This is a genomic window from Sphingobacterium endophyticum (genome assembly GCF_009733535.1).
GTDB lineage: Bacteria > Bacteroidota > Bacteroidia > Sphingobacteriales > Sphingobacteriaceae > Sphingobacterium > Sphingobacterium endophyticum.
In genome coordinates, this window is sequence record NZ_SMMI01000004.1 from 263,126 (window position 1) to 287,556 (window position 24,431).

At 35.9% G+C, this 24,431-nt stretch carries 19 protein-coding genes and 1 pseudogene; 13 read left to right on the forward strand and 7 right to left on the reverse strand.

What is annotated here, in order from left to right:
• Window positions 1–35 precede the first annotated feature (35 nt).
• The gene (locus E0Y80_RS06960) at window positions 36–812 is read left to right on the forward strand and encodes a peptidase associated/transthyretin-like domain-containing protein (protein ID WP_156306939.1); all 777 of its coding nucleotides are present in this window, start codon (window positions 36–38) and stop codon (window positions 810–812) included.
• Between the two features lie 54 nt (window positions 813–866).
• Here E0Y80_RS06960 and E0Y80_RS06965 read toward each other — a convergent pair whose 3' ends face one another.
• Window positions 867–1,286: a SufE family protein gene (locus E0Y80_RS06965; protein WP_156306940.1), complete on the reverse strand. Its 420-nt coding sequence runs from the start codon at window positions 1,284–1,286 to the stop codon at window positions 867–869.
• Window positions 1,287–1,295: 9 nt separating this feature from the next.
• On the reverse strand, window positions 1,296–2,519 hold the full coding sequence (locus E0Y80_RS06970; protein ID WP_156306941.1) for an aminotransferase class V-fold PLP-dependent enzyme: 1,224 nt from the start codon (window positions 2,517–2,519) through the stop codon (window positions 1,296–1,298).
• Between the two features lie 152 nt (window positions 2,520–2,671).
• On the opposite strand from E0Y80_RS06970, the gene E0Y80_RS06975 reads away from it, so the two are divergent.
• Together E0Y80_RS06975 and E0Y80_RS06980 are read left to right on the forward strand one after the other, a co-directional pair.
• Complete coding sequence (locus tag E0Y80_RS06975) at window positions 2,672–3,664, forward strand: acyl-ACP desaturase (RefSeq protein WP_156306942.1); 993 nt, start codon at window positions 2,672–2,674, stop codon at window positions 3,662–3,664.
• Between the two features lie 147 nt (window positions 3,665–3,811).
• Window positions 3,812–6,058, forward strand: coding sequence for a glycosyl hydrolase family 95 catalytic domain-containing protein (locus tag E0Y80_RS06980; protein WP_156306943.1), 2,247 nt, complete (start codon window positions 3,812–3,814; stop codon window positions 6,056–6,058).
• Between the two features lie 79 nt (window positions 6,059–6,137).
• Here E0Y80_RS06980 and E0Y80_RS06985 read toward each other — a convergent pair whose 3' ends face one another.
• The 3 genes and pseudogenes from E0Y80_RS06985 to E0Y80_RS20980 form a co-directional block, all read right to left on the reverse strand.
• Window positions 6,138–7,667, reverse strand: a complete 1,530-nt coding sequence (locus E0Y80_RS06985; protein WP_156306944.1) for a RagB/SusD family nutrient uptake outer membrane protein — start codon at window positions 7,665–7,667, stop codon at window positions 6,138–6,140.
• A 17-nt stretch (window positions 7,668–7,684) separates the two neighbouring features.
• The gene (locus E0Y80_RS06990; RefSeq protein WP_156306945.1) at window positions 7,685–10,756 is read right to left on the reverse strand and encodes a SusC/RagA family TonB-linked outer membrane protein; all 3,072 of its coding nucleotides are present in this window, start codon (window positions 10,754–10,756) and stop codon (window positions 7,685–7,687) included.
• A gap of 129 nt (window positions 10,757–10,885) precedes the next feature.
• Window positions 10,886–11,071 (reverse strand): annotated as a pseudogene (locus E0Y80_RS20980) (glycoside hydrolase family 95-like protein); the annotation flags it as partial.
• Between the two features lie 80 nt (window positions 11,072–11,151).
• On the opposite strand from E0Y80_RS20980, the gene E0Y80_RS06995 reads away from it, so the two are divergent.
• Window positions 11,152–12,030, forward strand: coding sequence for an AraC family transcriptional regulator (locus tag E0Y80_RS06995; RefSeq protein WP_156306946.1), 879 nt, complete (start codon window positions 11,152–11,154; stop codon window positions 12,028–12,030).
• Window positions 12,031–12,084: 54 nt separating this feature from the next.
• Here the strand turns inward: E0Y80_RS06995 and E0Y80_RS07000 are convergent, their stop codons facing one another.
• Both E0Y80_RS07000 and E0Y80_RS07005 read right to left on the reverse strand, forming a co-directional pair.
• The gene (locus tag E0Y80_RS07000) at window positions 12,085–13,746 is read right to left on the reverse strand and encodes a glycoside hydrolase family protein (RefSeq protein WP_156306947.1); all 1,662 of its coding nucleotides are present in this window, start codon (window positions 13,744–13,746) and stop codon (window positions 12,085–12,087) included.
• A gap of 31 nt (window positions 13,747–13,777) precedes the next feature.
• Window positions 13,778–14,788, reverse strand: coding sequence for a zinc-binding alcohol dehydrogenase family protein (locus E0Y80_RS07005; RefSeq protein ID WP_156306948.1), 1,011 nt, complete (start codon window positions 14,786–14,788; stop codon window positions 13,778–13,780).
• A 228-nt stretch (window positions 14,789–15,016) separates the two neighbouring features.
• Here E0Y80_RS07005 and E0Y80_RS07010 point away from each other — a divergent pair, with 228 nt between their 5' ends.
• The 9 genes from E0Y80_RS07010 (at window position 15,017) to E0Y80_RS07050 (ending at window position 24,428) form a co-directional block, all read left to right on the forward strand.
• Window positions 15,017–15,460 (forward strand): MarR family winged helix-turn-helix transcriptional regulator, encoded by a 444-nt coding sequence (locus tag E0Y80_RS07010; RefSeq protein ID WP_231595984.1) that lies wholly within the window; start codon window positions 15,017–15,019, stop codon window positions 15,458–15,460.
• The gene (locus E0Y80_RS07015; protein ID WP_156306949.1) at window positions 15,457–16,461 is read left to right on the forward strand and encodes an NAD(P)/FAD-dependent oxidoreductase; all 1,005 of its coding nucleotides are present in this window, start codon (window positions 15,457–15,459) and stop codon (window positions 16,459–16,461) included. The genes E0Y80_RS07010 and E0Y80_RS07015 overlap by 4 nt, the downstream gene beginning before the upstream one ends.
• 2 nt (window positions 16,462–16,463) lie before the next feature.
• Window positions 16,464–16,793, forward strand: coding sequence for a 2Fe-2S iron-sulfur cluster-binding protein (locus tag E0Y80_RS07020; protein WP_156306950.1), 330 nt, complete (start codon window positions 16,464–16,466; stop codon window positions 16,791–16,793).
• A 186-nt stretch (window positions 16,794–16,979) separates the two neighbouring features.
• Complete coding sequence (locus E0Y80_RS07025; RefSeq protein WP_156306951.1) at window positions 16,980–18,299, forward strand: NAD(P)/FAD-dependent oxidoreductase; 1,320 nt, start codon at window positions 16,980–16,982, stop codon at window positions 18,297–18,299.
• Window positions 18,300–18,462: 163 nt separating this feature from the next.
• Window positions 18,463–20,127 (forward strand): DNA polymerase/3'-5' exonuclease PolX, encoded by a 1,665-nt coding sequence (locus E0Y80_RS07030; RefSeq protein WP_156306952.1) that lies wholly within the window; start codon window positions 18,463–18,465, stop codon window positions 20,125–20,127.
• A gap of 16 nt (window positions 20,128–20,143) precedes the next feature.
• Complete coding sequence (locus E0Y80_RS07035) at window positions 20,144–21,817, forward strand: M1 family metallopeptidase (RefSeq protein WP_156306953.1); 1,674 nt, start codon at window positions 20,144–20,146, stop codon at window positions 21,815–21,817.
• Between the two features lie 150 nt (window positions 21,818–21,967).
• Window positions 21,968–22,990, forward strand: a complete 1,023-nt coding sequence (locus tag E0Y80_RS07040; RefSeq protein ID WP_093098220.1) for a rod shape-determining protein — start codon at window positions 21,968–21,970, stop codon at window positions 22,988–22,990.
• 81 nt (window positions 22,991–23,071) lie between these two features.
• Window positions 23,072–23,908: a rod shape-determining protein MreC gene (mreC, locus tag E0Y80_RS07045; RefSeq protein ID WP_156306954.1), complete on the forward strand. Its 837-nt coding sequence runs from the start codon at window positions 23,072–23,074 to the stop codon at window positions 23,906–23,908.
• Window positions 23,909–23,951: 43 nt separating this feature from the next.
• A complete protein-coding gene (locus E0Y80_RS07050; RefSeq protein WP_231595985.1) occupies window positions 23,952–24,428 on the forward strand; it encodes a rod shape-determining protein MreD in 477 nt (158 codons plus the stop codon).
• Window positions 24,429–24,431: the final 3 nt, after the last annotated feature.

A 24,431-nucleotide genomic window follows, 5' to 3' on the forward strand; every position in this document is an offset into this window, starting at 1 on the left:
TTTTTAGGATTTATATTTAGGTACAAAATACCTAAATGAAATATTTCCTATCCATTATTATGATTTTATTTATGTATCAACTGCATGGTCAGGTTGTTACAGGAAAAATCAGGGATAAATATTCGTTTAAACCGCTTATCAATGTCAAGATACAAAGCGGGAATAGAATAACTTATTCTAACGGTCAAGCAGAATTTGTTATTTCGATTCTGAAATCAGATAGCCTTATTTTTACATTCCCCTCCTATCGGCGAGTTGTCCTTGCAACGGATAGTTTAGAGGGTCTTACAGCTATTTTTGTTGAAATGGTTGAATCATCGATTCCCATAGAAGAAGTAACTGTTACAAGGACAAAAGTTAAGAGAGATACGTTTAAGTTTAAATCAGATCTAGGAATTCCCAAACTACCTAAATATCGAGAGATTGTTTTAGATCGTTCAAGAATATCCAATCAGCCTAGTCTAAAGTCAAGCGGAAGCACGTCTAGTCTGATAACAATTGATTTACTTTCGCTATCAAGAATGTTATTTAAGCGCAAAGAGAAAGTTTCGACAGAACCTTCAATGGAGGCTGACGAAATAACCCTACAGTACATTGATATGGGTTTTAAGTTGGAATTAATAGAAGAGCTGACAGGTCTAAAAGGCGACGAAGCCTTAGTTTTTCAAAATACATACAGACCGACCATTGGAGATTTTCGTAAAATGACAGAAATTGATATTAGGGTCTATATCAAAAAATGTTATGAAGAATTCCAGGTTCAAAAATTAAGGTTACCTTCAAAAAATGATCATAAGGAAAAAAGTCACTGATTCACTTTGGTATAAAGTTCAAACAGTGACTTATAAAAATCTTATAATTAAGGATTAAACTTTTGCGGCAAGTGCTAAGCCATATAATTTCATTTGTTTTACCATGGAAAGTAATCCATTAGCTCTGGTTGGAGAAAGGTGTTCTTTTAATCCAATTTGATCGATAAAATATAAATCTGCATCAGCAATTTCTTTTGGGCTATGTCCAGAAAGTACTTTCACCATTAAGCTCACTAATCCTTTAGTAATTACAGCATCAGAATCTGCTGTAAAGAAAAGTTTTCCATCTTTTAATTCAGGAAACAACCAAACTTTGGATTGACAGCCTTTGATTATAAATTGGTCCTGTTTATTTGCTTCATCAATTAAGGGTAATTCTTTCCCCATTTGAATGATCAATTCATATTTTTCCATCCAATCTTGATAGAAAGAAAAGTCATCAATTAATTCATCCTGTATTTCGTTAATAGTCATGATTTTATATTATACTAACATTGCTACGGCACGATTTACACCAGCTACCAAAGCATCAATTTCTTCTTTTGTATTGTAAACTGCCAAGCTAGCTCTTACAGTTCCGGGAATATGGAATTGTTCCATTACGGGTTGTGCACAATGATGACCTGTTCTTACTGCGATTCCCATTTTATCTAATAGTACCCCAATATCATAAGGGTGGGTACCCTCGACGACGAAGGATATGACGGATGATTTTTCTTTAGCAGTACCAATAATTCGGAGGCCCTTTATTTCTTGGAGTTTTTCGGTAGCATATTGAAGTAAATCATCTTCGTATTTTTTGATATTATCAAGGCCTAACCTATTGATATAATCAATTGCAGCATTTAATGCGATACCGGCTTCAATATTAGGGGTTCCAGCTTCAAATTTGAAAGGTAGTTCGTTGTAGGTTGTTTTTTCAAAAGTAACGTCCTTGATCATATCACCACCACCTTGGTAAGGAGGCATTTTATTGAGCCAATATTCTTTACCATAAAGGACCCCGACTCCTGTAGGTCCGTACATTTTATGTCCTGAGAACACCAGAAAATCGACATCCAAGGCTTGAACATCAATTTTAATATGTTGTACAGCTTGTGCGGCATCGATTAAAACTGGGATATTCTGTGCGTGTGCTAAATCAATAATTTCTTTGACTGGATTAATAGTTCCTAAAGCGTTTGAAACATAATTAACAGCAACTATTTTAGTTTTTGGATTTAAGAATGATTTATAAGTTTCCATATCCAGTTCCCCATGTTCGGTCATTGGAATCACCTTTAGGATGGCCCCTTTAGCTTCGCAAATCATTTGCCAAGGAACAATATTCGAGTGATGTTCCATAGCAGAAATGATTATTTCATCGCCATTTGAAATAAATTCCTGTCCATAACAAGATGCGACCAAATTGATACTGTCAGTAGTACCTTTTGTTATGATGATTTCATAATCATGTTTAGCGTTTATGAATTCTTGAACTTTTCTACGAGTAATTTCGAAGGCATCGGTGGAGATTTGACTAAGGTAATGAACACCACGGTGCACATTACTATTCATATCCGTATAATAGTTTATGATTGCGTCAATTACAGCTTTAGGTTTCTGCGTTGTTGCCCCATTATCTAAATAGACTAAAGGTTTTCCGTTTACCTCACGTTTCAAAATTGGGAAATCTTCTCTAATCGTTTTGATGTCTAGTGTATCCAATTCTAACTAATTTTAAATTCCTACAAAGTTAATATATAATAAAACATTATCGGCATTAATCAAGTTATTTAAAAGTAATAATCGGGAAGGCCGATGAAATAAAAAAATATTAAATTTATATTAAGTCGATATTGACTACCTTTGTTAACACTATGCAAGAACTACCTTTAAATATCCCAGAAGGCTCAAGGAAAGAGGTTATGACCTACTTGGAACCCTTCATGTTAAATGAAATGTCTGAGTATTTAAAACCAGTTGAGGATATGTGGCAACCTGCTGATTTCTTACCGGATTCCTCTCGGGCGACATTTTTCGAAGAAGTTCGTGATTTACAGGAAAGTGCAAAAGAATTGCCGTATGACTTAGTTGCGGTATTAATTGGAGATACAGTAACAGAGGAGGCCTTGCCGACCTATGAGTCTTGGTTAACGATGGTTGATGATGTAGACAAGAATGAGCAAGGCGGATGGATGAAGTGGGTACGTGCATGGACAGCTGAAGAAAATAGACATGGAGACCTATTGAACAAGTATCTATATTTATCTGGTCGAATTGACATGAGACAGTTTGAGATTTCTGTTCAATACTTGATTAAAGATGGATTTGATATTGGCACAGGCGCTGACCCCTATAGGAACTTTATCTACACCTCATTTCAGGAATTAGCGACAAATGTTTCTCATAGACGAGTTGCAGCACTTTCTAAAAAGAGTGGAGATAAGTTATTGGCGAAGATGTGTGGGGTTATAGCTTCGGACGAGGCACGACATGCAAAGGCCTATATGTCCTTTATTTCACAAGCGATGAAAGTAGATCCAAGTGAAGTTATGTTGGCATTTGAGGATATGATGAAGAAGAAAATTGTTATGCCGGCACATTTTTTAAGAGAATCTGGAGAGCCACAAGGAGGAGCATTTGCTCATTTTTCAGATGCTGCCCAAAGGTTAGGAGTATATACGGCAGTAGATTATGTAGATATTCTTAAGGAGCTACTTGCGGACTGGAAAATAGACCAAGTTACTGGATTGAATGAGCAAGGGGAAAAGGCAAGAGATTACTTAATGCGATTACCGGATCGATTATTACGACTTGCAGACAGAATGAAAATTCCCGAGAAAGAATACAATTTTAAATGGATTTATTAATCCCATAAAAAATATGAAGATCGGCTATCAAACAATTTGATAGCCGATTTTTGTTTTAAGAAGGTCAATATAGTGTAAGTATATGCTAATGGTGTTTCATACCATATGAGATAATTCGCTTAATTTTAATTAGTTTAACCTACGACTATGTATTTAAAATCTGCAGCCATATTTTTATATTTCATTAGCCTTGCTATCCTAGTGCAGGGTCAACCTGGACCCAATCATAATTTAAAATTCGACAAACTTGCAGACCTCTGGGATGAAGCTATTCCATTGGGTAATGGCCAAATTGGGGCTCTAATTTGGAAGAAAGATAATACATTGAGATATTCTTTGGACCGAGCAGATTTATGGGATGAAAGAAAAGCATTGGATATTGAAAAGCACGATTTCAAATGGGTTGTGGAACAAGTTCAAAATAACACTTATAAAAATGCACAAGAATGGGGAGATCGTCCCTATGACGCATTGCCCTATCCGACTAAATTACCTGCTGCAGCAATGACCTTTGATTTATCAAAATTAGGAAAAGTGATCAGTAATGAGTTGAATTTAGAAGATGCTACTAATACAATTCGATTTGAAAATGGATTATCCATTAAAAATTTTATTCATGCCGTTAAACCTGTTGGGTACTTTGAAATATCGGGAATTCAAGGAGAGGTTGCTCTACCTAAATTAATACCACATACCTATGCGGAAGGTCATTCAGATTCTGGACAGCAATCCGTAGTTGAAGGACAGAAGTTATCAAGGCTTGGCTATAATCAAGGAACTTTAAAAGAAGGGGCAAATTATCAGATCATACATCAACCAACATATGAAGGTAGGTTTTTTGAGGTGCTGTTGGTTTGGAAAAAAATGTCTTCAGACAGGATCATTGGATTATGGACGATCAGTGATAACAAAACGGCGAGTCTCGATGAGAGTATGTCTAGCATTGAGAATGGAAAATTTGAGGAGGGTCATAAGTCATGGTGGAAAAATTATTGGGCACAATCGAATATAAGAATTCCAGATTCGATATTGGAGAAGCAGTATTACCTTGAGATGTACAAATTTGGATCAGCCGCGAGAGCAGGCTCTCCAGCGATTACCCTACAGGCAGTATGGACGGCAGATAATGGCGGATTACCCCCTTGGAAAGGTGATTTTCATAATGATTTAAATACACAATTGAGTTATTGGCCGGGATATTCAGGGAATCGATTAGCAGAATCGGCATCCTTTACGGACTGGTTATGGTCAATTCGAGATAAAAACAAAGCATATACCAAGCAATATTTTAATGCAGAAGGATTAAATGTACCAGGCGTGTTAACCTTGAATGGAATTCCTATGGGTGGATGGATTCAATATTCGCTATCTCCCACTGTAAGCGCCTGGACTGCCCAGCATTTTTATTGGCAATGGAGATACAGTATGGATTCTCAATTTCTGAAAGAAAAGGCCTATCCATACATTCATGATGTTGCTTCGTATTTAGAACAAATTACAGAAATGAGGAATGGTAGACGTTATCTTCCATTAAGTTCGAGTCCGGAATATAATGATAATAGTATAAATGCATGGTTTAAAGATTGGACGAACTTTGATTTAGCCTTAGTACACTATTTATTTGAGGCGGCAGCAGAGGTAAGTAAAGCTATGGGTAAGGTTGAAGAATCGTCGAAATGGCTAAAGATTAGATCTCAATTTCCAGAACTGTCAAAAGACAATACGGGATTACTTGTGGCAGTTGATCATCCTATGGAGCACTCACACCGTCACATGTCACCATATATGGCCATTTATCCATTAGGTACGATGGATATCAACAATCCAGAGGATAAACTTACCATTCAACAATCCTTAAAACATTTGGATGAATTAGGTACAGATTCATGGGTTGGATATTCATTTTCGTGGATGGCAAGTCTACATGCACGGGGGAAGAATGGGGATTCAGCATTATTAAATCTTCAAAAATTCGCGAATAATTTTTGTTCGATTAATTCATTTCATTTAAATGGGGATCAAAAAGGAGGTCAATATTCAAAATTCACTTATAGACCCTTCACTTTAGAGGGAAATTTTGCTTTTGCACAAGGACTTCATGAGCTAATGCTTCAAAGTAAAAAGGGTTATGTTGAATTATTTCCAGCACTTCCATCAACTTGGGACAATTTATCATTTGACAATTTAAGAACTGAGGGTGGATTTTTGATAAGTGCAAAAAGAGAAAGCAAAAAACTGACCTCATTAAAAATTAAAGCCAGTGAAGGCGGGACAATCAATATAAGGTTCGAAAAAGGATTAGTTGGATTGAACGGAAAAGCAGTAAAAAAAGAAAATCAGAACTACGTAATCAACCTAAAGAAGGGTGAAGAGATTGTTTTAAGAGAGATCTAAAACGGTGCATCCTTCAAGCAAAAAGGTGTCAATCTTAAATGATTGGCACCTTTTCTTGTTAAATCAATTTTCGAGAATTTTAGTTACTGTAATCAGGGTTTTGAACTAATTTTCCTTGACTTTTATCGATTTCCGTTTGAGGGAATGGCCATCTATAGAATTTTGTTTCGAAAGAGTAAGGAATAATTCCATCAGTCACTTTATTAAGGACATCTTCAGCAATCTTCCATCTTTTTAAGTCATAAAATCTGAGGCCTTCAAATGCGAGTTCAATTCTTCTTTCTTTACGCAGGCGTTCTCGGAATTGATCTTTGGAAATTCCAGCTGTATAGTTTGGCATTCCTGCTCTTTTACGGACAGTATTTACATAATTAAGAGCTTTAGAGGTAGGTCCATTTAATTCATTTTCAATTTCAGCGGCCAAGAGTAGTACATCAGCATAACGTAGCATTACCCAATCTTGCTGGCTTCGTGTAGAATATCCATAAGGCACTAAATCAGGGGTTAGAAATTTCTTTAATCCAAAACCAGTTGGCCCACCATTGGAAGGTCTATGAATTTTTCCATCAGGCCATTGGACGAATCCTTTAAAAATAGTTTTTGCCAATCTAGGATCTCTATTTTTAAATGGGTCAGTTTTATCGGTCAATGGAGATACACCATAGGCTAGACCATCAGTATAATCGTATGAATCGACGAGGTTTTGCAAAGGACTAACAACCATCCAGTCCCCATACCACATATCCATTCCAGTAGAATTATTTGGTGCTAGAAAATTGATGGAGAACATTATTTCCTTACTATTCTTTTGACTAGCATCTTGAAAAGTGCTGACATAGTCTGCGTCTAAAGTATATAAACCTTTCGATATTAAGGCATTAGCTACTTGTTCAGCCTCAGCCAATTTAGCTGCATCAGCCACAGTTTTAGAAGTAAAAGCGTCATTCATAATAACTCTGAGCTTCAAAGCTTGAGCAGAGGATTTTACGGCATGTCCTTGTTTATCAGCATAAGCAACATCAGATAAAACCGCGATAGCTTCATCCAGATCCTTGATTATTTGTGCATAGATGTTTTTAGCATCAGTTTTTTCCTGAAATTGCGTTTCCAGGTCTAGAGGTTCGGTTACTAGTGGAACAGAACCATAAAACATATAAAGTTGGAAATAATAATATGCACGGATAAATTTTGCTTCAGCTTCATAGTTTTTTCTATCCTGTTCGGAGATATCAGCAGCATTATATTCACTTAGATTTTTTAAGAAGATATTCACCCTCGCAATACCACGGTATGAGGTTGAGTAAATGGAAGATATATATCCTCCAGTAGTAGAGGAAATATTTCCTTGGGCAATATTACTACTATTATCATAATTGTGTTGACCATATCCATTATCGGTAATATTATCAAAATTTGGAGCACCATAAGAGTATTGGCTGGCCTGTAGGGTAGAATAAACAGCAGTTAGAGCATATTCGACATCACCTTTGGTTTTCCAGAACGAAGAAGGGGACAGTTTATCTGTTGGGTTTTTATCTAAATAATCGGAGCAAGAACTCATTGTAAGAGCGAGTGCTGGGATTAATAAATATTTATAATTAAATTTCATTTTTTTCAATTTTAGGGTTATAAACTTAATTGCAGGCCGAATGAGTATATTTTATTTTGAGGATAGCTCAAGAAATTACCACTTCCTCCACGTTCAGGATCTAAGCCTGGATAATCGGTAATTGTAAACAGGTTGTCGCCGGAGAAATATGCCCTTACTTTGTTTAATTTGAGTTTACTAGTAACAGATTCAGGGAATGTGTAACCAACCACTAAGTTTTTAAATCTCAAGAAACTTGCATCTTTTAGGTAATAAGATGAGTTTCTAGTGATTTTTTCGCCACCGTCCCATCCCCAATAAATTCTAGGCATTGTTTGAGAAGGATTTGCTTCGGTCCATCTATCTCTCCAATCCACTGTTGGCACAGCGCCTTGAACGAAAGGAATGGTTCCCCAATTATTTACATACACATCTCTTTTATAAACACCTTGGAAGAATGCAGAAATATCAATTCCTTTCCAACTCGCTCCTAAATTGAAAGAATATTCAAATTTTGGGAATGGATTTCCAATGATTATGCGGTCACTATTATCAATCTTGTTATCATTGTTTTGATCTTTATACTTAATATCACCGGGCAAGGTCTTATCATTGAATTGTTTTGGTGCGTTGTCAATTTCAGTTTGAGATTGAAAAATACCGTCCATTTCCAACATATAAAAACTATCATAAGGTAATCCTTCACGTTTCATGTAATATCCAGAAATTTCTTCTGCCCCGAAGGTTACCAATTTGTTTTTAAACTTATCGAACATTACGCCAAAATCATATGCAAGACCTTCCATTGCACCTGATTTGACCGTATTTCTATAGGCTACATTCAGTTCAATTCCGGAGTTTTCCATAACACCTCGATTGACGTAAGGAGCAGATAGACCGACCAAATCAGTTAGTTGAGATTGTCTTAAGATGTCAGAAGTCACCTTTCTGTACCAATCAGCAGTAATTGTTAATCCATTAAACAGGGCTAAATCAACGCCTACATCTGTGGATTTCGTAGTTTCCCATTTTATATTTTGGTTAGCTAAACTCAATTGAGCTACACCGGGAATCAAGGTTGCGTTATCGTAGGAATAAGCTCCGGTTAGCTCCAATATACTTTGATAAGGATATAATCCAATATTTTGATTACCAAGGATACCATAAGAGGCTCTTAATTTGAAATCATTCAACCAATTCCAGTTATTTGCTTTTATGAAAGGTTCATCAGAAATTCTCCAACCTGCCGAAATAGAAGGAAATGCTCCCCAACGGTTATCTGGATTAAGTCTACTAGTACCATCATAACGCACATTCATTTCTAATAAATATCTATTTAAATAGTCATATCCTACCCTACCGAACAGCGATTGAATAGCCCATTCTTCCGTATATCCACCAGCAGTTTGCACCGCAGCACTCCCAGCGTTTAACTCTTGGAGATCATTATTTAGAAACTGTTCTCTATAACCGGTTAAATTTTCAAATTTCGAATTCTCCTGGCTATAACCTAGCTGTAATTTTAAATTATGTTTTTCAACGAAACTTGTTTCATACAATAGATAAGAATAAAGGTTTGTATATATTCTTTGTTCAGATCTATTCGTCAACCCTTTATCTCCGACATCGAGATTGGTCATATATTCACCGGTGTGAAAATTATAAAGAGGCACAACAGGTCTCCAGTCTTTATTTCTATAAAAGTCGCCATTGACAGCAAATTTGCTGTACCAAGAAAGACCTTTAAGTAATTTTACATTTGTCCAAGCTTGAAGATTTCCAGAATAATCTCTCAATCTGTTAAACACTCCATTTTCGGCAATTGCTACAGGATTTTTATTGTTGCTTTCGAATAGGTAAGCTTTATAGCTATATCTCCCACTTCCATCAGGAAGGTATGGTCCATAGGTTGGTGCTTGAGCGAGAGTTGATAGGAAAATATCTCCTCCTCCTGACCGAGGACTGTTTTTAACTCCATGTTTAAAAGCAAGATTAGTTCCGAAAGTTATGAAATCATTGATATCAGAAGTAATATTTGATCTGAAGTTATAACGTTGAAAATCAAACCCTTTCATTGTCCCAGGTTGATCGACATAACCTAAAGAGACGTTATATTTAGTTTTGCCTTCGCCACCATTAAAGGTTAGGTAGTGGTTTTGAACAAAAGCTGGGTTGAACATAACATCTACCCAATCTGTATTTGGGTATTGATTTCTGTCGGTAGCATTTTTATAGGCATCGATAATATCTTGAGGATAAAGTCCACTTGGCATATTGGAATTTGTTTTGGCTTCATTCCAAAGCTCCATATATTCTGCAGAATTTGTAATAAATTCTGGTATTCTGGTAACATCATGAACATTTAATCCCAGTTGATAGTCTACTTTAGTTTTTCCCGCAATTCCGGATTTTGTAGTCACGATTATTACACCATTTGCGGCTCGGGATCCATAAATAGATGCAGAGGCGGCATCCTTCAATACGGAAACATTTTCAATATCATTTGGGTTGATATCGGAAAGTCTACCTTCTACCCCATCAATAAGCACCAAAGGATTAGATCCTGCGCCACTGAAAGTACCTTGTCCTCTAACCCGAATGGAAAGGCCTTCTTCGCCAGGTTGTCCTGAGTTTTGGACTACCCTAACGCCAGGCATTTTACCTTGGAGCATAGATCCTGCATCGGTAACTGGTCTTTTTGTTAACTCATCTCCCCCAACAGTTGCAACAGCACCTGTAAGATTTACCTTTTTTTGTTGGCCAAAACCGACAACTACCACTTCATCAATTTCTTCGTCTTTAGATGCTAACTGAATGTTAACAATTCCTGAGGAACTAACAGTAGATGTTTGAGTTTCAAAACCAACACCAGTAAACTGTAGTTTATCATTGATTTTGGCTTGAATGTTAAATTCACCCTTTGCGTTTGTAGATGCGACAGCATTGGATTGCAGGTTTCTGACAGTGATGTCAGGAATAGCAACGGCTTCATTATTCGTAACTCTTCCGGTTACTTGAATCTGCTGCTGGGCCATGAGGCTTAGGCTGGTCAAAAGACATATGACCAGCGAGAGCAAGGCTAGTTTGCTTAGCTTAATTACTTGAATCATGTTAATATTATTAGGTTTATATTACCCTCAAAATACAAGTAATTCAGCCTCTACATTCCCTGTAAATTAACTTCCATTAATCCAATATTAACTTATTTAACATAGAATTGGCAATCAATTGCTTATCCCTTATAATTCATGTAATTCCAATGGTTTATTAGCGGTTAATTTCACTGTTTTAACCTGATCTTGATATGCAATTTTAATTGTTTTATTTTTCTGAGCGATTAGTCTAACTTTTATAAGTTTATTATCTTTCCATTCCATGGAAACCTCAACTCCAGCACGAGCCTTTAAACCATATATTTTTCCATCTTTCCATTCCTTAAAACTTGCTTAAACAAGATTATATCCTTATTTTCAAGCTCTCTTTATCACATGACAGCAATTTATAAATGAAACCAAAATTTGATCGGATATTAAGCCAGCTTGATAATGAAGTGTACAAATTTCGACACTACAGCGATCAATTATTTTCCACGAATTTTCATTTTCATGAGGAAATCCAGATAAACTACATTTTGGAAGGTTCAGGTCAGCGAGTTATTGGAGATAATATTTCAAATTTTGAAGAAGGGGAACTTACCTTGTTAGGTTCCAATTTACCACATGTTTGGTATTCGCAAGAAGCCAATCCCAAGCATGAAAAAACAGCATCCTCCATCACCTTATTTATTGACGTTGAAAAATGCTTATCACTTCTTGCACCTTTACAAGAGGTTCATGGTATAAGATCTTTTTTTAAACAAGCTGAAAGAGGAATAATATTTATGGGCAAAAACAAGAGTCAATTGACTAAACTCCTATTTGCCATAAATGAAGCTGAGGATTTAGAGAGGACCATTTATTTCCTTCAGCTCTTGGATCAAATCGTTAAGTCAGAAAACTACCAATTTATTTCAAGTTCAAGTTATAGAAATAGATACTCTTCGCAAGATTTCAAGGGTAATCAAGTGGATCATATAATCCGATTTGTTTTAGAGAATTATAACAAGGAAATTAAATTGGACGAAGCGGCAGAAATGGCAAACATGACAAAACAGGCATTTTGTAGGTTTTTTAAGAATAGGACTCAGAAGAGCTTTATTCAGTTTGTAAATGAGACTAGAATCAGTATTGCATGTCAGGAAATGATGAAAACAGACAATTTGATTAGCAATATTGCTTATGATTCTGGTTTTTCTAGTCTTTCAAACTTCAATAAAATTTTCAAATCAATTAAAGGCATTACCCCAAGGCAGTTCAAAGAGAGACTTGCTATAAAATCTGATTAAAACCTCCTTAAAAAACAATTTTTTTATTTTTTAAGGAGGGTCCAGCGATTTGAATTAATCTTTCATTTTAAATTTCCATTCATTAAGTTTAGATCCTTCCTCATCAATAATGATACTATATTCATCAGAAGGGACGAACTCCTTTAAATTGATTGATACCAGTTCTTTTTCATAGGGTTTAATTTGATTTAAAGCATGTTCAGCAAGTATTTTTGTTTCGCCATTGACGATTTGATACAATTTGATTTTTGCATTAGAACTTGGTTTTACTCCAAAATTTTGAACTTCCATCTTCACAACTGACTTTCCAGATTCTACGAGAAACACTGGTTTTCTAGCACTTAGAATTCCTTTTTCATATTTTGCCCAAGGGACACGAGTATATCCAAATAAAAGCTTACCATCCTTTCTTTTTCCTAATAACTTAGGAGCGAATTCATCTTGATTTAATTTGTGATCTTGTTTTGAGAAGATTAAAATTAAACCGTCTTTAGCCTTTTCTGTCCTTAGAACTTGACTTCCACCGCCATAGTTAACGGTTTCATTGGAGCCAAACCGTAAAGATTTTAAATCAAGATCTTTATTCGGATCAAATCCTTTTTCAGCTTTTACTAAAACTTTAATTTCCTCATCAGCTTTAGGAAGTTTTGGATTTAGGAATTCCAATAAGACAGGTTTGGTCAATGGAATAATTATATTTTTAGAACTATATTTATCATTAGCCTTATCTTCCCATTTAATGGTATCTATAACTGCAAAATTTGATGATATTGCTCTTCCATATTCATCCTGAAAGATTTTAATACGTTCATATTTGTACCATTCTTCTTTGTTTCCATCCTTGTGTTTTGCAATACCAATTGTATAAGCTTGACCTGGATCAGTGACCCAATTAATACCATCAGGACTACGCTGATAAAAAGCAATTCTTCCCAACCAATCATTGACGATTAAATGATATTGAATATGGTCTTTCCAAACCACTGGATCTTCAAATTCGCCTTCTACTGGTGGGTAAACTCTTTGATTTGACACTTGCATATAAGGACTGACACCGTTTTCACTAAACCAAACCCCACCTCCTCTACAAATCATAAGCTGAGATCCATCCTCTCTTTTTGCAAAAGTTAAATTAGAGAGACCTTCAATTATCGGTCGATCTCTATTGTCAAATGATAATTTTTGATAGGTCCATGGACCATTCAATGTTTTTGATCGGTACGAACCATCGATGACATATATAACATAAGACCCATCTTTTGCTTGAAATATTTCAGGATTGTGCCCTTTTCCAATGGTATCTACAATTTTGTAAGGTCCGTTAATTCTTTTGCTGGTTGTATGGTATACTGTTGATCCTGGCCATGCCATATGCCCCTTTTCTGAAGATTCGGGCCAACCACAAACAAAGAGATGGTATTGACCATTGGCATACTTGATATTGCCTCCCCAATAGGAATTTTTTTGGTCTTCAATTCCATTATCTACATAACGATTCATTACAGCATCTGCTCCCCAATTTGGTTTTTTGACTATCTTTCCTTTATGCATTGGGAGAAATAAATCTCTAAACCTTCCCCCATCTACGAGGTTATCCCATTCTTTCGGAATCTCACGGTCCTTAACTTGTGCCTTAATTGGATTGGTGAATGTTAAAAAAGCAAATCCTGCCAATAAGAGAGAATTCCGATTAAAAATTTGATTTCTGTACTTCATAATTAGATCTTAAGATTTTATATAGGTTAGATTAAAATTCCACCACGGCTTTTAAAACTTTATTTTCCAGATTTAATAATTCCGGAAATCTATCCCCAAGTTCTAAAAATGGAATCCTGTGGGTTATAATTTTATTCACATCAATTTCCCGATTTCGTATATGTGCAATCACTTCTTCAAAATCATATTTTGAAGCATTTCTGCTACTTAACAAAGTAGCTTCTCTTTTATGAAATTCAGGGTGGCTAAAAGAAATATTTCCAGATTGTAGTCCGATTAACAGATATCTACCTGCATGTGCTAAGAATTTAAAGCTTGAATTAATTGCATTTAGATTTCCACTGGCATCAATTAAGACATTAGCCATAATTCCAGCAGTAAATTCAGATACTTTTTCAAGAATATCTCCCTCATTTGCCGTCCAGGTTTCAACAGTTGGCAAAATTGATTTACATACATCTAATCTCTCCTTGTTGACATCTAATACTAAAACTTTTGCACCAGTTAGATTGGCAAAAGTAGCAGCAGCAATACCAATAGGACCCGCGCCAACAATAACAGCACATTCACCATTTTTCAAGGCAGCTCTTTTAATACCATGTTTAGCAATTGAATAGGGTTCTATCATTGCCATTTCTGACAGTTTCAACCCTTCAGCAGCAATCAAACAACTATTTGGAACAGCAATGTATTCTCTCATTCCACCATCAGTATGGACTCCAAAAACCTCCAAAGAAACACAGCAGTTTCCTTTTGATGATTTACATGCTTGGCACTCTCCACAATTGAAATAGGGAATAATGGTTACAAAGTCACCTTTTTTAAATTCATTATGACTTGTTTCAACTATTTCACCTGCTATTTCGTGTCCTAGAACTCTTGGATAAGAAAAATAGGGTTGAGTTCCTTCAAAAGCATGTATATCTGTTCCACATACTCCTATACATTTGACTTTTAATAGCGTATAACCTGGTTTTTGTTCAGGCAGTTCAAATTCATCGTAAATTAAGTATCCAGGTTCTGAACAGATTAAGGCTTTCATAGGTATAAATTGTTTTTTATAAAATTAGGTTGGAGTAAGACGTTTCTATTCGTCAATGTTATCTAAATATAATAGAATATTAACCTTGGGTATTAAATGTTAATTAACTAAGAATTTACTTAAAAAGAAGGGTAAATTAAAAGAAAGTCTAGTTCATGTAAAATTGTATAAGGAATTCATTTTATAAAAGAAAAATCACTAGATTTACTTGTCATACTAATAGTTGTTATGCTAAAAGAAAAATTCAATCAGTATTCCTTTGTTTTAGATCGTACGGCACGTCGGGTTAAACAATTTGCTCAATCAGCTTTTGTGGAGAATGGGATTGATCTCACGGTAGATCAATGGTCAGTTATCAAGACATTGTACGAGCATGAGGATTTAACGCATAAGGATTTAGCAGATTTATGTGGTAAGGACCAACCTACCATGACCCGAATTATAGACCTATTAATAAAGAAAGGCTCAGTACAACGCGTAGAACATCCAACAGATCGAAGGAGCCTACATATTCAATTAACGGAAGTGGGTAAGGACCAGGCAAAAAATCTTGCTCCGTTAGTTAAGGAATTCAGGATGCAAGCTTGGGAGAACCTGACTGATGAAGATTTTGAGCATTTCAGCAGAATATTAAACACAATTTACAATAATCTAGACAAAAAAAAGATATGATAACAACAGATATTTGCATTATAGGAGCTGGACCGGTTGGTTTATTTGCTGTATTTGAGGCAGGATTATTAAAAATGCGTTGTCACTTAATAGATGCCTTGCCACAAGTTGGCGGGCAGCTTTCAGAAATATATCCTCACAAGCCGATATATGACATCCCTGGCTACCCGAGTATTACAGCACAAGAGCTTATTAACAATCAGATGAAACAGATTGCGCCATTCCAACCAACATTTAGTTTAGGAGAGCGGGTTGACACATTGAATAGGCAGGATGATGGTTCATATGTAGTTTTAGGTTCGGAAGGCAGTGAGATCCATTGCCAAGTTGTTGTTATAGCAGGAGGATTAGGTTGTTTTGAACCTAGAAAACCGGAACTAGAAAATCTGACAACATATGAAGGTAAAAATGTTCACTATATGGTTAAAGACCCGGAAAGATTTCGGGATGAACGGATTGTTATAGCTGGAGGAGGAGATTCTGCATTAGATTGGACGATTTTTTTAAGTGATATCGCTAAGGAGGTGACATTAGTTCATCGAAGTGATAGTTTTCGAGGAGCACCAGATTCAGCAGAGAAGGTTTTTAATTTAGCTCAGCAAGGTAAGATTAACTTATTATTATCACATAACTTACAGAAACTCAACGGGAATGGACATTTAGAATCAGTATTTATGACAAACAAAAGTAAGGAGGAGGTTGTTATTCATACAGATCATTTTATTCCATTGTATGGTTTAAGTCCGAAACTTGGACCGATTGCCGATTGGGGATTAACGATAGACAAGAATGCCATAGAGGTCGATACCTTTGATTATTCGACAAATGTAGAACGCATTTATGCCATAGGCGACATTAATACATATCCTGGCAAATTGAAGCTTATTCTTTGTGGTTATCATGAGGCTTCCCTTATGGTTCAGAGTGCATTTAAATATGTTTATCCTGAACAAAAGCTAAGTTTTAAATATACAACTGTAAATGGAATAAATGCGTTTTAAAAATGGAGAATACAATCACAATTCATGTAGAAGACAGAGATGGGACAATTCAAGAGGTTATGGTTCCTACAGATGTAAATCTAAGTTTGATGGAAATACTTAAAGCATCAGAATATAACATTTTAGCGACTTGTGGGGGTATGGCATTATGTGCGACCTGTTATGTAGAGGTATTATCAGGAATGGAGAATTTACCTGAAGCTGCCGACCAAGAACTTGACATGTTAGACACCTTACCAGATTCGGATGATAACAGCCGATTAGCCTGCCAACTTCGGTTGACTGAAATGAATAATGGATTGACGGTAAAAATTAAAGGCAGTTTACAATAGTCGATCAATAGTGTACTTTCTACACTTAGTATTGATTAATTAAGTAATTGAAAACTAAGAAGATAGAATAAGTTCAAACATCAAAATTGCTAAAAAACTAAAATTAATGCAATTAATTAGTGGATTATGCAGGAAAATGTCAGATATTTGTTCTTTATTTTAAAATTCTAATAACAAGAAATTATTATGTTGTTAAATCGTTCTGAAAGAAACTTTCCCCGAGTTATTATCATTGGAGCTGGGTTCGGTGGTGTTGAGTTAGCGCGGCAATTGAAAAACAAAGAGGTAGAAGTTTTACTTATTGACCGTAACAACTACCACACTTTCCAACCCCTGATGTATCAGGTTGCGACAGGAACTTTAGCGTCAGATTCTATTTCGTTTCCACTTCGAAAGATGTTCAAAAATCAAAGCAACTTCCGTTTTAGGTTGGCCGAAGTACTTCGTATTGACAGCAAGAATAAGATTGTACATACGTCGGTTGCTGACTATGACTACGATTATTTGGTTGTTGCTACAGGAGCTACGTCAAACTTTTTTGGGAACAAGCAAGTTGAGAAATATGCACTTCCGATGAAAAACATCATTGAAGCATTAAATATTCGGAGTTACTTATTGCAGAATCTTGAGGAGGCGGTTTTAAGAAAGAATACATCTGATCGAGAGCGATATTTAAACTTTGTTGTTGTAGGAGGTGGTCCAACAGGTGTTGAACTATCAGGCGCAATTGCTGAATACCAACAACATATGTTGAAAAAGGATTATCCTGAATTATCGACTTATGAGATGAAGGTTTTTTTAGTTGAGGGAACCGGGAAAATATTAGGTGCCTTATCAGAAAAATCATCACGAGATGCGGAGAGATATTTAGATGAATTAGGAGTAAAGACAATATTAAATACAGTTGTAACGGATTACGATGGTAATACGGTAACTCTATCATCAGGTGAGCAAATTCCTACAAAAACGGTAATTTGGGGAGCAGGTGTGATGGGTCAAATGCCTGAGGGAATTTCTTCAGATATTATTGAACGTGGCAACCGCATCAGAATCAACGAACAATGTCAGGTTGAGGGAGAAAAAGATGTATATGCGATTGGCGATGTTTCGGCCATGATTACGGCTGAAAATCCTAGGGGATTGCCAGGGGTTGCGCCTGTTGCACAACAACAAGGAAAATATGTTGCGAAGCATATTTTAAATCAACTTAATAGCCAAGAAACAGAAAATTTCAAATATTTCGATAAAGGTTCTATGGCTACTGTAGGTAGAAATAGGGCTGTTGTGGATATGGGCAGCTTACATATGAAAGGATTTTTGGCATGGATGACATGGATGTTCGTTCACCTTGTTTCGATTTTCGGATTTAGAAATAGGTTGGTAACGTTTGTAAACTGGTCCATTAAGTTCTTGACGAAAAATTCAGGTATTCGCTTAATCATCCACAAGTACAATCGTCCAGAATCTGAACCGGTTGTAAAAAAAGAAGAAGTAGCAACACATTAAAACAAACTATAAAAGATGAAGCCTTATCGAATGATGAGGCTTTTTTTATGCCTTTTCTAAATTAGAAATTCTATTCCTGAAAATTCATTCAGCGATAAAAGGATTTCCATAATCTAATTTCAAATTTCGTAGATTTGATTTTAACAAACAGAAAGAAAAAAATATGACAAACAAAGACATAGCTAAGGTTTTTAAATTGTGTTCGCAATTAATGGAATTGTATAATGAGAATCCATTTAGGACTAAGGCTATGGCATCAGCTTCCTTCCGAATAGACAAATTACCATTTTCAGCAAGTCAATCAGATTTGGAAACTTTAAGTGATCAACCCAACATAGGAAAAAGTACTGCGGAAAAGATTATTCAAGTGATTAGCACTGGTACATTCCCGGAATTGGAGAAGTTAATTTCTAAAACTCCAGAAGGTATATTGGAAATGCTGAAGATAAAGGGTCTCGGTCCTAAAAAGATTCAGATAATCTGGAATGAGCTACAAATTGAATCTGTTGGTGAACTTTATTATGCGTGTAATGAGAATAGATTGATCGAAGCCAAAGGTTTCGGTTTAAAAACTCAGGAGGATATTAAGAAGGCGATAGAATTTTCAATTGCCAACCAAGGTTGGTACTTATTTGCGAAAGTTATGCCATCTTCACTAGAAGTTATTCAACATTTAGAAAAACAATTGCCCCTATCTCCTATTAGCTTTACTGGCGACTATCGTCGTAAAGTTGAGGTGCTACAACATGTTGATTTAATAATTGCCGCTGATTCAAAGGAAGTTCAAAAAGCAGTTAAGGCTATGGAATTTGAATTTGATGTTCATACGGAGACACAAAAAATAAGTTTTAAAGACCAGAATGGAATTCCTTTTGAAATAACTATATGTTCCCCAGAGCTATATGCCAAGGAATTATTGATAAGTACAGGATCTGCGGCCCATATCGAGCAATTGGAACAACTTGGAACCATAGATCCATTAAATTCTGAAGAAGAAATCTATAAATCATTAGGATTAGCATATATTGAGCCGGAGTTGCGGGAATCTGGCAACATAATTGAACTGGCAAAAGAGGACAAACTTCCAACTTTAATCAGCTATTCAGATTTAAAGGGCACTTTACATAATCACACGACGTATAGTGATGGCGTTCATTCGCTTAGAGAAATGGCGAATTACTGTAAAGAGGATTTAGGTCTTGAGTATTTAGGAGTTTGCGACCATTCCAAGACGGCAGTATATGCAAATGGCCTGCAGGTTGAAAGGCTTGAGCAACAATGGGCTGAAATTGATCAATTAAACCAACAGTTATCACCGTTTAAAATATTTAAAGGAATAGAATCTGATATTCTATCCGATGGTTCATTGGATTACCCAGATGAGATATTAGCAAAATTTGATTTTGTAGTTGCTTCGATTCATAGCAATTTAAAAATGGATGAATCCAAGGCTACTGAAAGAATTATAAGAGCTATTGAAAATCCATATACGACTATCCTTGGACACCCAACGGGTCGATTATTGCTTTCAAGAGCAGGATATCCATTGGATTTCAAAAAAGTCATTGATGCATGTTCAGCAAATCAAGTTGTAATCGAGATAAATGCGAACCCACTACGTCTAGATTTGGATTGGAGATGGCATCACTATGCATTAGAAAAGGGTGTTTTGCTTTCAATAAATCCTGATGCTCATCGAAAAGAAGGTTTCTTGGATATGGAATATGGTGTCTATGTGGGAAGAAAAGGCGGATTGACTAAGGAAAAATGTTTGAATGCATTTAATTTAGATCAGATAGAATCCTATTTTAATAGCAAAAAGAAATAATAGAATAATCCTAAATATGAAATTAAAAAAGAATTATGCAAAAGCAGTTTTGCTTGGTCTGATATTTTGTTCGAACGCAATGACGGGTCAAGCACAATTGATGAAAGCAAAAGAAATATACAATAAGGCAGATTCGCTTCGGGGGGAACTGACTCCACTAAGGACATGCTATGACATTCAATACTATCATTTAGATGTTAAAGTTGACATCGACAATAAGTTTATATCAGGAAGCAATCTCTTTAAATTCCAAGCAGTTGAAAGGTTCAATAAATTACAATTCGACTTATTTGACAATCTTTCTGTGGATAAGGTTCAATATAGAGGCAAGGATATTCCATTTACTAGGGAGTATAATGCGGTATTTGTAGATTTTCCACATTATATAGAAAAGGGGAAAGTGGATTCATTTACTGTTTTCTATTCAGGCAATCCGATCCAAGCAACGAGGGCTCCATGGGATGGAGGGTTTGATTGGAAGAAAGACAGTAATGGAAAGCCATGGGTTGCTACAGCGTGCCAAGGATTAGGAGCAAGCGTATGGTGGCCAAATAAAGACCACCAATCAGACGAAGTCGAGAGTATGTTAATATCTGTTTCTGTGCCGAATGAGGTAATGAATGTATCTAATGGGAGGCTTATTAAAACCGAAAAACTGAAGGATGGGTTTACAAAATACCATTGGAAGGTTAATAATCCTATCAACAACTATAATGTAGCGTTAAACATTGGAGACTATTCACATTTTAAAGAAACGTATCAAGGTGAGAAAGGTCCATTAAGTGTTGATTATTATGTTCTTAAGGAAAATGCGAAGAAAATAGATCATTTAAAGAAGAATGCAAATGAGACTTTGAAGGCCTTCGAGCATTGGTTTGGCCCCTATCCCTTTTATGAGGATGGTTATAAATTAGTTGAGACAGCGCATTTGGGCATGGAGCATCAAAGTGCGGTTGCCTATGGAAATAAGTATCAAAACGGGTACTTAGGAAGGGATGGTTCTAGGACAGGCTGGGGTTTAAAGTGGGATTTTATTGTTGTGCATGAATCGGGTCATGAATGGTTTGGGAACAACATTACGTCGAAAGATTTGGGAGATATGTGGATTCATGAAAGTTTCACGAATTATTCAGAAGCTTTATTTATTGACTTTTTCTATGGAAAGGAAGCGAGCCAAGCGTATGTTAATGGGAACCGGAGAGGGATTCAAAATGACATTCCTACGCAAGGTCCATATCATGTTAATAAAGAAGGTTCGGGAGACATGTATAATAAGGGTGGAGTTATGCTGAATATGATTCGGACGATTATTGATGATGATGAGAAATGGTTGAAGATATTAAGAGGACTGAATGAAGAATTCTATCATAAAACTGTTGACTATGACGATATTGTTAGTTACATAAACAGAGAGTCAGGCATGAATCTCTCCAAAACCTTCGAGCAGTATGTAAAGACGGTAAATATCCCTATCCTGGAGGTTATCGAGAATGATCCAGGTGTATTTATGGTACGATGGATATCAGAAGTTAAAGGGTTTGACATGCCGGTTCATATATTTGATAAGGATGGAAAAAGGATGCTCATAAAACCTACTGACAATTTTAAAGTCATGCGATTGGAAGGATTGACGAGTGAGAATTTCAAAGCAGACACATTCAACTATTATATTGGGACATCGGTACAATAATTTTAGAATATTTTCGTTTGCATTGACATATTTAAAAATTTGAATTTTTTCATAATAAAAAGATGATTTTTTATAGATAATGCTTTCATAAAAAACCATTTTTTTTCATTAGGTTTGCAATTAAATTACAAAAAATACTTTCACATCTAAATGGGTCTTTTTAATTGGTTTACGCAAGAAGTTGCAATAGACTTGGGAACAGCTAACACCCTAATCATTCACAATGATAAAGTAGTAGTAGATGAGCCCTCAATCGTAGCATTTGACCGCACCACCAACAAGGTGATAGCGATAGGTCGTCAAGCAATGCAAATGGAGGGTAAAACTCACGACAACATAAAAACAGTAAGGCCATTACGGGATGGTGTTATTGCAGATTTTACAGCTGCAGAGCATTTAATCCGAGGAATGGTTAAATTGATTAACAAAGGTAAGAGTTGGTTTTTTCCGTCATTACGTATGGTTGTATGTATCCCTTCAGGCATCACTGAGGTTGAGAAACGAGCTGTACGGGATTCTGCAGAAATTGCAGGTGCCAAAGAAGTTTATTTAATTCACGAACCGATGGCAGCAGCAGTGGGTATAGGTATTGATGTTGAGGAGCCTGTAGGCAACATGATTATTGATATCGGCGGAGGTACTACAGAAATTGCTGTTATTGCTTTATCCGGTATTGTATGTGATCAATCTATACGTGTTGCAGGAGATAACTTTGATTCAGACATTGTACAGTATATTCGTCGTCAGCACAACATTATGATCGGAGACCGTACAGCGGAGAAGATTAAAATCGAAGTTGGAGCTGCTTTACCAGAGCTTACTGATCCACCAGAGGATTTTGCAGTTCAAGGTCGTGATTTGATGACTGGTATTCCAAAACAAATTACTGTTTCCTATACAGAAATTGCCCATTGTTTAGACAAATCCATTTCTAAAATAGAAGAAGCAATCTTAAAAGCATTGGAGATTACTCCACCGGAGCTTTCTGCTGATATCTATCAAACTGGGATCTACCTAACAGGGGGTGGTGCACTTCTTCGAGGATTGGATAAACGCATCCAAGCAAAAACAAAGCTTCCTGTGCACGTTGCTGAAGATCCACTTCGCGCGGTAGTAAGAGGAACAGGTATTGCTCTTAAGAACATTGGACGATTCAAGTTCTTAATGCAGTAATAGAATAATTAAAGAATTTATGTTTACGCGATATAATATTCCAATAATGTTATATCGCGTAATTATTAAAAGAGAACAATAATGAAGAACCTTTGGCTTTTCTTGGTTAGATATAATGCCTTTTTTTGGTTTATTCTTTTTTTTGTTGCTTCCCTTTTATTAGTTGTCCAAAACAACCGATATCAACGATCCGCATTTATTAATTCTTCGAATGTAGTTGTTGGTTCTCTCTATGACAAGCTGAACTCCTGGAAAAGCTACTTGGCACTTGAGGAAACAAACAAGAATTTGGCTGTAGAAAACTCTGAGCTTCGTAAGCAATTACAACATTATTTATTAACAGACACTTTGGATTCAGTCCGAATAGTAGATTCGATAGAAATGAACCGCTATCAGTTTACAATGGCAGAGGTGGTGAATAATAGTATTCATCAAAAAAGTAACTTTATCACTATTAACAAAGGGTCATTAGCTGGTATTCAAAAGGGTTTAGGTGTTATTACCTCCAATGGGGTTGTCGGTATAGTTTTGAATGTGTCTCCTCATTTCAGTACCATTCAATCATTATTACATCCCGACACGCGGATCTCAGTAACCTTAGACACAACGAATGTATTCGGTTCATTAGTTTGGGGAAATACTACGGATCCTCAATTTGCAATAGTTAAGGATATCCCCAATCATATTAAAGTTCAAAAGGGTCAAAAAGTTTATACTTCAGGATTTTCTTTATTTCCAAAGGGGATTGAAATTGGTTCGGTTGAAGAAACAGGCATCAGTTCTGGGGGGTCATTTTTGGACGTAAAGATTAAGTTAAGGACGAATTTTAGCAACTTAAATCATGTTTATGTTGTTAAGGATTTATTAGAGGATGAAAAAAATCAATTGGAAGCAGTAACGGAGGACAATGATGGGTAGGTTAATAATTTTCAATGTACTACGTTTTGTAATATTGATTGCTATGCAGGTAGTATTATTCAAAAATATTGGATACTACAATCTAGCGACACCATTTCCCTATATTCTAATTATTTTTTTATTACCAATTGGAACGCCCAACTTCCTACTATATGTTTTGGCATTCTTAACAGGATTGACTGTTGATGCATTTTACGATTCCATTGGAGTACATGCTGCAGCCTGCGTTGCATTGGCATGGTATAGAATATTTTTCCATAGAATCACGTTAGACGTTGATGTACAAGATTCATTTGAGACGCCTTCCTTAGGGAATATGGGGTCAAAATGGTACTTGTCCTATATTTCGATTGGAACTTTAATTCATCATTTAGTTCTCCTACACGTTGAATATTTTAGTTTCTCAAACTATTTAAGCACGTTGCTAAGCATCTTACTAAGCAGTATTTTTACTATCTTGTTAATCATATTGATTAGTATACTTATTTATAAAAGAAAATCTCGCTTATTAAGTAATTAATAA

Bases quoted from the DNA above. Each gene is read 5' to 3' on its own strand.
- E0Y80_RS06960 (WP_156306939.1), top strand. From the start codon at position 36: ATGAAATATTTCCTATCCATTATTATGATTTTATTTATGTATCAACTG.
- E0Y80_RS06965 (WP_156306940.1), bottom strand. From the start codon at position 1,286: ATGACTATTAACGAAATACAGGATGAATTAATTGATGACTTTTCTTTC.
- E0Y80_RS06975 (WP_156306942.1), top strand. From the start codon at position 2,672: ATGCAAGAACTACCTTTAAATATCCCAGAAGGCTCAAGGAAAGAGGTT.
- E0Y80_RS06980 (WP_156306943.1), top strand. From the start codon at position 3,812: ATGTATTTAAAATCTGCAGCCATATTTTTATATTTCATTAGCCTTGCT.
- E0Y80_RS06985 (WP_156306944.1), bottom strand. From the start codon at position 7,667: ATGAAATTTAATTATAAATATTTATTAATCCCAGCACTCGCTCTTACA.
- E0Y80_RS06990 (WP_156306945.1), bottom strand. From the start codon at position 10,756: ATGATTCAAGTAATTAAGCTAAGCAAACTAGCCTTGCTCTCGCTGGTC.
- E0Y80_RS06995 (WP_156306946.1), top strand. From the start codon at position 11,152: ATGAAACCAAAATTTGATCGGATATTAAGCCAGCTTGATAATGAAGTG.
- E0Y80_RS07000 (WP_156306947.1), bottom strand. From the start codon at position 13,746: ATGAAGTACAGAAATCAAATTTTTAATCGGAATTCTCTCTTATTGGCA.
- E0Y80_RS07005 (WP_156306948.1), bottom strand. From the start codon at position 14,788: ATGAAAGCCTTAATCTGTTCAGAACCTGGATACTTAATTTACGATGAA.
- E0Y80_RS07010 (WP_231595984.1), top strand. From the start codon at position 15,017: ATGCTAAAAGAAAAATTCAATCAGTATTCCTTTGTTTTAGATCGTACG.
- E0Y80_RS07015 (WP_156306949.1), top strand. From the start codon at position 15,457: ATGATAACAACAGATATTTGCATTATAGGAGCTGGACCGGTTGGTTTA.
- E0Y80_RS07020 (WP_156306950.1), top strand. From the start codon at position 16,464: ATGGAGAATACAATCACAATTCATGTAGAAGACAGAGATGGGACAATT.
- E0Y80_RS07025 (WP_156306951.1), top strand. From the start codon at position 16,980: ATGTTGTTAAATCGTTCTGAAAGAAACTTTCCCCGAGTTATTATCATT.
- E0Y80_RS07030 (WP_156306952.1), top strand. From the start codon at position 18,463: ATGACAAACAAAGACATAGCTAAGGTTTTTAAATTGTGTTCGCAATTA.
- E0Y80_RS07035 (WP_156306953.1), top strand. From the start codon at position 20,144: ATGAAATTAAAAAAGAATTATGCAAAAGCAGTTTTGCTTGGTCTGATA.
- E0Y80_RS07040 (WP_093098220.1), top strand. From the start codon at position 21,968: ATGGGTCTTTTTAATTGGTTTACGCAAGAAGTTGCAATAGACTTGGGA.
- mreC (WP_156306954.1), top strand. From the start codon at position 23,072: ATGAAGAACCTTTGGCTTTTCTTGGTTAGATATAATGCCTTTTTTTGG.
- E0Y80_RS07050 (WP_231595985.1), top strand. From the start codon at position 23,952: ATGCAGGTAGTATTATTCAAAAATATTGGATACTACAATCTAGCGACA.